General features: G+C 35.5%; 6 protein-coding genes, 4 pseudogenes and 1 other annotated feature. Of the genes and pseudogenes, 2 read left to right on the forward strand and 8 right to left on the reverse strand.

Annotated elements, in window-relative coordinates; all coding sequences use genetic code 11:
- Positions 1 to 134: 134 nt before the first annotated feature.
- The 3 genes and pseudogenes from FTU98_RS13350 to FTU98_RS13355 form a co-directional block, all read right to left on the reverse strand.
- Positions 135 to 1,082 carry a sensor domain-containing diguanylate cyclase gene (locus FTU98_RS13350; protein ID WP_180051550.1) on the reverse strand — a complete coding sequence of 316 codons (948 nt, stop codon included), beginning with the start codon at positions 1,080 to 1,082 and terminating at the stop codon, positions 135 to 137.
- A 169-nt stretch (positions 1,083 to 1,251) separates the two neighbouring features.
- Positions 1,252 to 1,353, reverse strand: a pseudogene (locus FTU98_RS14065) (HNH endonuclease); the annotation flags it as partial.
- Between the two features lie 38 nt (positions 1,354 to 1,391).
- The gene (locus FTU98_RS13355; protein ID WP_180051551.1) at positions 1,392 to 2,624 is read right to left on the reverse strand and encodes an ATP-binding protein; all 1,233 of its coding nucleotides are present in this window, start codon (positions 2,622 to 2,624) and stop codon (positions 1,392 to 1,394) included.
- A 149-nt stretch (positions 2,625 to 2,773) separates the two neighbouring features.
- On the opposite strand from FTU98_RS13355, the pseudogene FTU98_RS14050 reads away from it, so the two are divergent.
- Positions 2,774 to 2,968 (forward strand): annotated as a pseudogene (locus tag FTU98_RS14050) (HNH endonuclease); the annotation flags it as partial.
- On the opposite strand, the pseudogene FTU98_RS13360 reads toward FTU98_RS14050, so the two are convergent.
- Positions 2,930 to 3,079: pseudogene (locus FTU98_RS13360) on the reverse strand (IS481 family transposase); the annotation flags it as partial. The pseudogenes FTU98_RS14050 and FTU98_RS13360 sit on opposite strands and share 39 nt — an antisense overlap.
- Before the next feature lie 227 nt (positions 3,080 to 3,306).
- On the opposite strand from FTU98_RS13360, the gene FTU98_RS13365 reads away from it, so the two are divergent.
- Positions 3,307 to 4,506: a tyrosine-type recombinase/integrase gene (locus FTU98_RS13365; RefSeq protein WP_000059656.1), complete on the forward strand. Its 1,200-nt coding sequence runs from the start codon at positions 3,307 to 3,309 to the stop codon at positions 4,504 to 4,506.
- Positions 4,507 to 4,600: 94 nt separating this feature from the next.
- Here the strand turns inward: FTU98_RS13365 and FTU98_RS13370 are convergent.
- From FTU98_RS13370 to FTU98_RS13385, 4 genes and pseudogenes are all read right to left on the reverse strand, one after another.
- A pseudogene (locus FTU98_RS13370) lies at positions 4,601 to 5,844 on the reverse strand (IS3 family transposase).
- Positions 5,445 to 5,561 (reverse strand) — a sequence feature (AL1L pseudoknot). (Overlaps the previous pseudogene by 117 nt.)
- A 913-nt stretch (positions 5,845 to 6,757) precedes the next feature.
- A complete protein-coding gene (locus FTU98_RS13375) occupies positions 6,758 to 7,777 on the reverse strand; it encodes a hypothetical protein (protein ID WP_171501091.1) in 1,020 nt (339 codons plus the stop codon).
- A complete protein-coding gene (locus tag FTU98_RS13380; RefSeq protein ID WP_154320204.1) occupies positions 7,686 to 8,549 on the reverse strand; it encodes an SDR family oxidoreductase in 864 nt (287 codons plus the stop codon). Before FTU98_RS13380 ends, FTU98_RS13375 begins: the two co-directional genes overlap by 92 nt.
- Positions 8,550 to 8,998: 449 nt before the next feature.
- Positions 8,999 to 9,094 (reverse strand): transposase domain-containing protein (locus tag FTU98_RS13385; RefSeq protein WP_179992416.1); only part of this gene is annotated, 96 nt, incomplete at its 5' end.

Consider the following 9,094-nt stretch of genomic DNA (forward strand, 5'->3'; position numbering starts at 1 on the left):
AAATACATGCACGTGTAGCAGTATTAAATAAATTCACGGAATTAGGTAGACCGCATACCCGAGTTGTCACTTAAATTTGAACGGCTTGGGGAAAATTCGGCTTTTGAATGTTTATGCAACAAAGCCTGGATCAATCAAATGATGACTTTAATTTGACGTTTATGCCGATACATTTTTTCATCTGCTTCAATTACTGCCATTCGTAAATTTTTACTTGGTTCACGTGCCGCAACACCTACAGCAGCATTAATTCCAGCACTTTGTAAGGACATTAAAAGCCGATTCACCAATTTCTGAGTATTTTCTAAAGTCGTTTCAATATTTAGAATGCCAAACTCATCTCCTCCTAAACGCGCGACTAAATCATTGGAGCGTACATTTTTCTTTAAGATTTGGGCCGTTTTTTGGATCATTTGGTCTCCAGTCGAATGACCAAATTTATCGTTTATAGCTTTTAAGTCATTTAAATCTATCATAATCACTGTGGTTGGATGTCCGTACGTTTTACATCGATCTTCCTCTAAATCCAAAAATGTATCCCAAGCACGACGATTAAAAACACCCGTTAAATGATCGGTTAATGAATCCATTTCAAGCTTTTCACTAACTCTTTTTTGTTCATTAATTTTAAGTTCATTTTGTAAAATTCGACTAAGTAATAAACTGAATAGCTCTAATAGATCACTATATTGTTCTATACTTTGAGGCTGTACTGATGGATCAATAGCACATAATGTGCCGAAAATAGAACCATCCTCATTGAATAACGGTTGCCCAATATAGGCGTTTATATCGACCAGTTTGTTGATGCCTGCTTCTACATACAGTGGAATCTTTTTCGAATCAGGTGCTATGCGTGGCCCTTTATCTAATACCATCTTAGAGCAGTATGAGTCAGCCCAATTGAAAACCTGTCCTGCCTGTACTCCATATCCATGATCTTTAGCTTGCAAAACTATCCAATCATTACTTTCAGTACGAGTAATCATCCATAAAGCAAAGCCTAAGTGATTATGTAAATACTCTAAAATTTTTTCACCTGCATCTTTAAAATCTTTAAAGTTTTCATAAGAAGGGATCATAATTACTCACTATTTTGATTAGGATTAAACCTAAGACGCTAATCCCTGAGGGTTGTGAATCTGTTCTATTGGAGTGCCACTTATCAATTTATTGGGTAATTTCATAAAATACTGCATCTAGACTGTGCAATTCTCGCTACTTTCAGTAAGTGACTGTAGCTCAATCATGATGATCTGACTCAATCGAGTCGAGGTAAATCAATCCATCACAAATGGAGCAGAAATTATGCTTGATCACACTCTTGGTTAATACTGAAAAGTCTTTGAGTTTTAATTAATAAATAAGAGTATCCATGTCTACCCTCAACTTTACTTATTTTCAGATAGCAACCAATCGAGAGCACTCATTTTTACAATACCATTATAATTCGCTTCAGTTCCTATCGTGTCTAAGGTAAGCAAATACTTGGGATACGAATCAGAAATTTTCTGTAATGGACGTAACTCTCGGCTGAGTGTCTCCTCATTGAGCGTTTCTAATGCCACCTGATAATAAGTTAAATTCTGTAAAGTATCGACAGCAACAAAATCAATTTCATATTCATCAACCCGCCCTACATAGACCGTATAACCTCGTCTGACAAGCTCAAGATAAATCACATTTTCTAAGATATGACCTTGATCAGCATTAGCATCAGGCAACATAATCCGGCGCAATCCGACATCAACTAAATAGTATTTTTCAGAGGATTGTAATAACTCACGCCCGCGTACTTTAAATTGTGCGGCACTATAAAATAACAAACTGTCCTGTAAGCCCTGAATATAGCGTTTTACTGTTTCAAATGAAATTTTAACCCCACTTGAAACAAAGGTATTTTTAATTTTATTGATGGAAATAGGTGAGCCTGTCACGCTTGCCAAATATCTTGCGACACGCTCGAGAGAGTTAATATCGGCAGTATTCAAACGGGGAATAACATCTTTAAACATTACACTGGCATAGACCGCTTGCAAGTAATCATAAGTTTCCTGCTGGCTAGTCATGGCAAGCGTATAAGGGAAACTACTGCGCGTATACATGGCATACAAATCACGATTTGATAATTGTTGGATGATCGGATTATTTTCAATATGCCACTGTTTAAATTCTTGGAATGACAGAGGTAGAACATGTTGCTCGATATAGCGTCCTGTAAGTAAAGTCGCAAGTTCTCCACTTAGAAAGAATGCATTTGAGCCTGTAATATATAAATCGATATAATCCCGAACATATAAAGAGTCGACTACTTTCTCAAAATTTGTAACATGTTGTATTTCATCTAAAAAAACATAGTTTTTTTTACTTTTATCAACTTTGGACAATACATAATCATGTAGTTTACGGTAATCGGTGAGTTCTTCAAATTCCATAAATTCGAAGTTGATGGCAATGATGTTTTCGGCTTGTACACCCTGTGCTTTTAGGTTTTGTTGAAACATCGCCAATAAGGTGGATTTTCCAGAGCGACGCACACCTGAAAGTACTTTAATGACATCACGGTCTTGCCATGTATTCAGAAATTTTAAGTAGCCATCACGTCGAATATTAGCGCTTCTCATTATTTACACTTGAAATCTAAAGTTTTAATAAATTATATCAAATTTTAGAACGTATATGTAAATATATTTAATTTTAAAAAAAGTTTAAGGTTAAGTGAAACATTCAAAGCTGCTGTTGAAGTATACGGATTGAACCGTACCAGGTTTGTCGGAGACGTAATCATTTACATGATCGACTAATCACTCAAGAGATTTCTCAATTAGGTTTTCTAACCGATCTGCAACGTTCGCATCGGGTTGCCGATTGGGCGTATAAGCAGACAATAGAGAATGAGTATTTAGTTTGGTTGGGCGGAAAAGATAAGCAAATTTTTCGATCTGTTGGTTTGATAGAACTCCTGTAAAATCGTCTTGTGGAAACGCTCACATATACCATTTGTTTGCGGGGAAGCTGCTTTTGTCTTCGTGTGATCAATATCATTGACTGCCAGATATAACTCATAGTCATGTTGTTCAGATAAGCAGGTGCTGTCTTTTAAATCTTTGTGCAACAAAGCCTTTGGGAACTAAAAATAGAGGTGGTACTTCTACTGGTTACTATAATTAAAGTATATTTAATAATAAATATATAAAACAATATTTTATAAATCTATATGATGCGTAGTCTACGCATCATATGAAAGTCCTTCTATTTTGGTATAATTAATTTGATCAGTCCATTGATAGGTTTCATTCAAATCTCATGAGTCTTACTGAAATTAAAGTTCGCCAAGCTCATTGCAAGGAAAAAACTTGTTTTTTATCGGATGAAGATGGACTTAGTCTAAAAATTGAACCAAATGGAAGGAAGTCTTGGAGTTATCGATATACAGATCCAAAAACCAAGAAACGCCGCCGAATTCAGTTAGGGCTTTATCCTGATTTATCCCTGAAAAAGGCACGACAAGTCAGGGATGATTTTAGAGATAATAATTTCTGTTTTGAAAATGAAACTGTTTCTAATTTAATTACTTTTCATCAGGTAGCAGAGGAGTGGCTACAGTTCAAACTTAAAAATGCATTCAATGATTTACCACGCTGTGGTGTTCTCCAGTTAGCAGAAAAATGTTTACAGCATGATATTTATCCAGTTCTTCAGGATATCCCTTTTCAAGATATTAAGCGCTATGACCTAGTTTCAATAATTAGAAAAATAGAGTCACGTCAAGTTAAAGAACCTGTCAAAAAAGCTTGTAGTTATTTGAACCAAATTTTTGACTATGCTGTAGCAATGGGCTATTGTGAATATAATATCGCGCATGGTTTAAATAAAATTGCTGTTAACAATAAAATCAAGAAGAACTATCCTTATTTAAAAGCTGAAGACATCTCAGATTTTATGCATAAATTAAAAAAGTTGGATGCACATCCCATTATTAAAAAAGCACTCATGTTTAAATTATATACTGGCGTGCGAGGGGCAGAGTTGTTAATGGCTGAACCTCATCATTTTGATATAAAAGATAAAATTTGGAGAATTCCAGCCTTACATATTAAACAGTTTCGACGTAAAGTTATCCTAGGACATGAAATTCCAGATTTTTTAGTTCCACTTTCAGATCAGGCGTTAGAGATCTTAAAAGATGCGATGCAATGGTCATTGGGTGAAAAATTCATTTTTGCTAGTCCGCGAAAGCAGGATCACCCGATTCATTTTAATACATTAAATATGGCTATACGTAAGATGGGGTATGGAAAACATCAACTTTCCTCCCATGGATTACGTTCTACCTTCAGTACTATTTTGAATGACTCAGGATTGTTCCAAGATAATTGGATTGAGGCTCAACTTTCGCATATTGATAAGAATCGTACACGTGCTAGCTATAATCATGCGGATTATTTAATTCAACGAACTGAAATGATGCAGTGGTGGGGAGATTATTTAAGTGCTGCTCAGTGAAAATTTTATATTTAGATAAGAATATTCAACTAATTGCAGGCTATTGGATAAATCAACCTGAACCGTACCGGGTTTGTCGGAGACTTTATTTAAGTTAGGCTACCTGACCTAACGGATTAATTTTATCATAGTACATTGCTTCAAAATCAACAGGTGACACATAACCCAGTGCACTATGTACACGCTCTTTATTGAACCAATCTACCCAGTTTAATGTCGCAAGTTGTACATCTGCTAAACCACGCCAATCTGCTTTTAAATATTCAATCACCTCTGTTTTGTATAAGCCATTCACCGTTTCAGCCAAAGCATTATCGTATGAATCACCAGTTGTACCGACTGAAGCTCGTAAATTTGCTGCTTCTAAACGATTGGTATAACGAATGGAAAGATATTGCACACCTCTGTCGGAATGATGAATCACATTCTTGGGTATACCTCGATCATGTAATGCTTGCTCTAATGCATCGAGCACCATATCTGTATTCATCCGTGTCGATACTTTCCATCCAACAATTGCTCGTGAGAACTCATCAATAATAAAGGCGGTATAGACCCAGCCTGAATGGGTTTGAATATACGTAAAATCAGTGACCTGAGAAACACTGTTTCGTAAGGTGGTCGGGCTGATCTGCACTAAAATTCCGTTTCACTAAGTCAGCTGCTCGTTTTTGATCATCTCGGCTACGGGTGGTTTGTTTATTCTTACCACGCCAAACACCTTGTATAGCTAGCTTCTGCATCAATCGAGCAACTGTACAACGTGCGATAACATAACCTTCACGTTTCAATTGTTGCCAGACCTTACGCACACCATATCGACCTGAACTTTCTTTCCAAATTCGTTGAATTTGTTCAGCATGATACTCATCATGTAGATCTCGTTTCGCTCGATGTTCTGGATTGTCAGCGAGATCTAAAGTTCGGTAATAGGTTGAAGCTGCGATCGGTAAAATCCTACAAATCGCATCAACACCATATCGATCTTTATTGTTATGGATGAAATCCACCATTATTTGTGTGGGCGGTCGAGCTCCGCCTGGGCGAAAAAAGCGGCTGCTTTACGTAGAATCTCATTGGCGCGTTGCAGTTCTTTATTTCTTTATTTTCGCGTTCGAGTTGTTTGATACGTTCTTGGTCTGAAAGCTGCTGTACTTTAACTGGATTTTGCTGATCTAAATGCTTTTGATGCCAGGCACGAAGTGTTTCAGGAGTACAACCAATCTTAGGCGCAATTGCTGTGATTGCAGCCCAAGTAGAAGGATAATCTTTTTCAGATTCAATCAATAATTGAACCGCTCTATCTCTGATTTCAGGGGTGTATTTTAATTTTGTCATCGGGGGTAGTCTCTCAGAATATTGACTCTCCGACAAACCCGGTACGGTTCAAGCTGCTGTAGAAAGTCTTTCTCAAAAAGAAGATATTTCGATCAATGCTTTTATTAGAAACCTGGTCTTAGACAAGTGTAAAAAAGTGATAGGAAAAGAGGCGTTTGATGAATTGAATGATCGAAAGCTGAATGTAATCAAAGCAAAAAAAGATAAATAATTAAAGAGAAAAGGAAGGGTAGTACAAAAACTGTACTATCTTTTCTACTCTACAAATATTCCTAAGTTTATAAAATATTGGAAAGTAAATTAAATACATGAAAAATAATAATATTATTAATAAAAAGGTTTCCTAATAATGGCTCTCCACATGCCGAGGGTGATACATATTATGGAAATAATATATGTATATAAATCATATACTTAATAATACTTTCTATTTGTATAGAAAAATGGGGTAGATTAGGAAAGCAAAAAAAGTAGAAATGAACCATTGTAGAGTCAATAAAAAAATTGATTAAATAAAATAAAATAGCATGTCAATAAAGTACATAAACTACTAATTTATAACAAAAAATATATATGACTTGCTAAAAAATAGCATGTCATAAATTATTAATATAATTATATATATATCATATACTTAAATGAATTTAATTTAATGACATGCTATGTTGACACGCATTTTTTTTTCTGGATTCGCTTTTACTGACATGGAAAAAAGCGTGTCAATAGCACGTCAGATAGCATGTCAATCAATAAAAATAAATAAGCGATTGTATTTAAACAATTTATATATTTGTTGTGACACGCTTTTTTGTTGTGACACGCTTTTAGATGGTTCTGTAATTTTCTTTTCTACAGAAAAAACAAATAAAAAGGCCTAGTAAATATATTTCTAGTTGAGAGTATATAGAACCTGTTATTCATACTCTTTAAGGTACTTCTTCAATCGATTTTGTACTAATTTTTCAGTTAAATTCTCTTTGTAGCTAAAGTAGATAATATCAACACCATTAATTTTACTGAGTTGGAGCTTTTCCTTATCTCTTTGTTTTGTTCTTTTTAAACCTTCTTCTCCACCAAATAGATCAACAGCTACATAGTGTTGTTGCCCTTGGTATTCGATAGCTAAATTTAGCTCAGGTATATACACATCAAATCTTTGTCTATTTAACCAGGTGGGTGATGCTTCTCTTTGAACTGTGAATTGAGGGAATAACAAATTAATGTAGTTGAACAACAATGTTTCATTTACCCATCTTTCACCTATTCTAGCTACACCTTTTAACTCTCTAATGTAGTTCTCTGCATCCCTTTCACTAATACTTTCCTGTATGGAATGCTTAGTGATGTATGCCCCATATCTTGCTTTGAAGGATGAACTATACATATTGTGGGAATACATCAAATCGGAATTCGTTTTTGTGCAAATGTGACAGATCGATTCTTTAAAGGAATTATTTTCTAACGCATTCGCAAGATGGGCGTGTTTCCTTACTAAACCTACATATTCTTTGGTGAGGGCATCTTTAAAACATGAGCAAAAGTAACTCTCCCCAGTCATTTTGTTATAGAAAGTTTGTCTCCATTCCCAAACACCCAATTTTGACGGTAATAACCCTTCTGGTGGTGTCATTAATGAGTACAGCTTAATTAGCAATGTCTGTGGAAATTCAACTGTAAGAAGGCGTATTGAGGATTTATTCTTTGTTTTTAATTTAGTGTTTTTGATTTTGTAGCGTTGGGTAATTCCCCCTCCATATTGGAAATCATTCAACTTCACAAAAGGAGGGATATTAATGTCTGTAACCTCAAGATCAGTGTCCTTATCGCTGGTCAGATCAAATTCAACGGTATCCTTCTGGTGCAGGAATCCCATGTTCCGAAGAACGACTGACTGATTCCCACTCTTTCCATGTAAATATACGTTTTTCTGCATTTTCAACAGCTAAATCATATACAAGGCTTCCCAGAACTAATCGGAGAGGCGGATTCTCACTATTAACCAGTTTCATTATAGCTTCGGCGGCTAACTTAGGATCACTATCCACCGATTCGTTTGAATATTGTTGGGCCAACTTTTCACGTAATGAATCATACTCTTTTTTCTGTGTAGTAAAACTCATTTTTAAGTATAGATTCGTCCAGTAACCTCCAGGTTCTACGATAGATACTTTTATACCAAAATGTGCAGCTTCTTGTGCTAAAGCCTCGCTAAATCCTTCTAAAGCAAATTTACTAGCGCTATAGATTCCCGACATTGGACCACTAATCAGTCCACCAATACTAGATATCTGGATAATATGACCTGATTCTTGTGCCCGCAAGTACGGCATAACAGCTTGACTTACCCATACTGTACCGAAGAAATTAGTTTCCATTTGGCTTCTAACTTCATCTTCACTAAATTCTTCAATCATTCCCATTACCATATTCCCTGCATTGTTAATGACAATATCGAGTCTTCCAAAATGTTTAATGGCAGTTTCCACTGTAGTCGAAACAGCACTTCTATCAGTAACATCAAGACTTAAAGGAAGTAACATTCCTTCAAACTGGCATTTTAACTCATTCAGTTTTTCAATATTTCTAGCAACACCAACAACCTTCTCTCCTGACTCCAATGCTTTTTTTGTGAATTCGTATCCTAGTCCACTGCTTGCACCTGTAATAAACCACACACGTGTATTTTCATTGTTATTAAATGTCATAAATAATCTCCTCCATTAATCATGTAATATTGGTATCATTCAATACCAATTTAAAACAAACAAAATAAAGAGCACAGGCAATCTGCCTATGCTCTAAATATAGAAATATAAAATTTCAACAGGATTAATCCGATTGTTGGTATCACAAATAAGCCATCAAATTCATTGATGTACCCTTTTCTACGAAGTGTCATGGGAGATCTCCCTTTAAAATAAAAAAGAGGAAGATTCCTCTCCGCCTTTTTACTATAACCGTATAATAAAGGTTTCCTATAAGAAGACAGATTTATCCTAATACTCTGAGCATAAGCAGAGCCTTTGAACGTATTAAACTAACGGTTCAAAGTTAGGATATCAATCATTAAGAAGCCTCCATTCATCATAAGTTAGTTCAAGTATAACATATGGGCCTGATTTGGTAAGCGTCCGCTGAACCCCATGCCTATTTTTTAATTCGATTTAGGTTTCCAGCGGTGTGGTAGCAATTCTTCAATCTGAGTCACTTTATGTGTCGGCAACCTTTTCAGCACATCACTTAAATAGGC

It is taken from the genome of Acinetobacter sp. YH12211 (genome assembly GCF_013418015.1).
GTDB classification, from domain to species: domain Bacteria; phylum Pseudomonadota; class Gammaproteobacteria; order Pseudomonadales; family Moraxellaceae; genus Acinetobacter; species Acinetobacter towneri.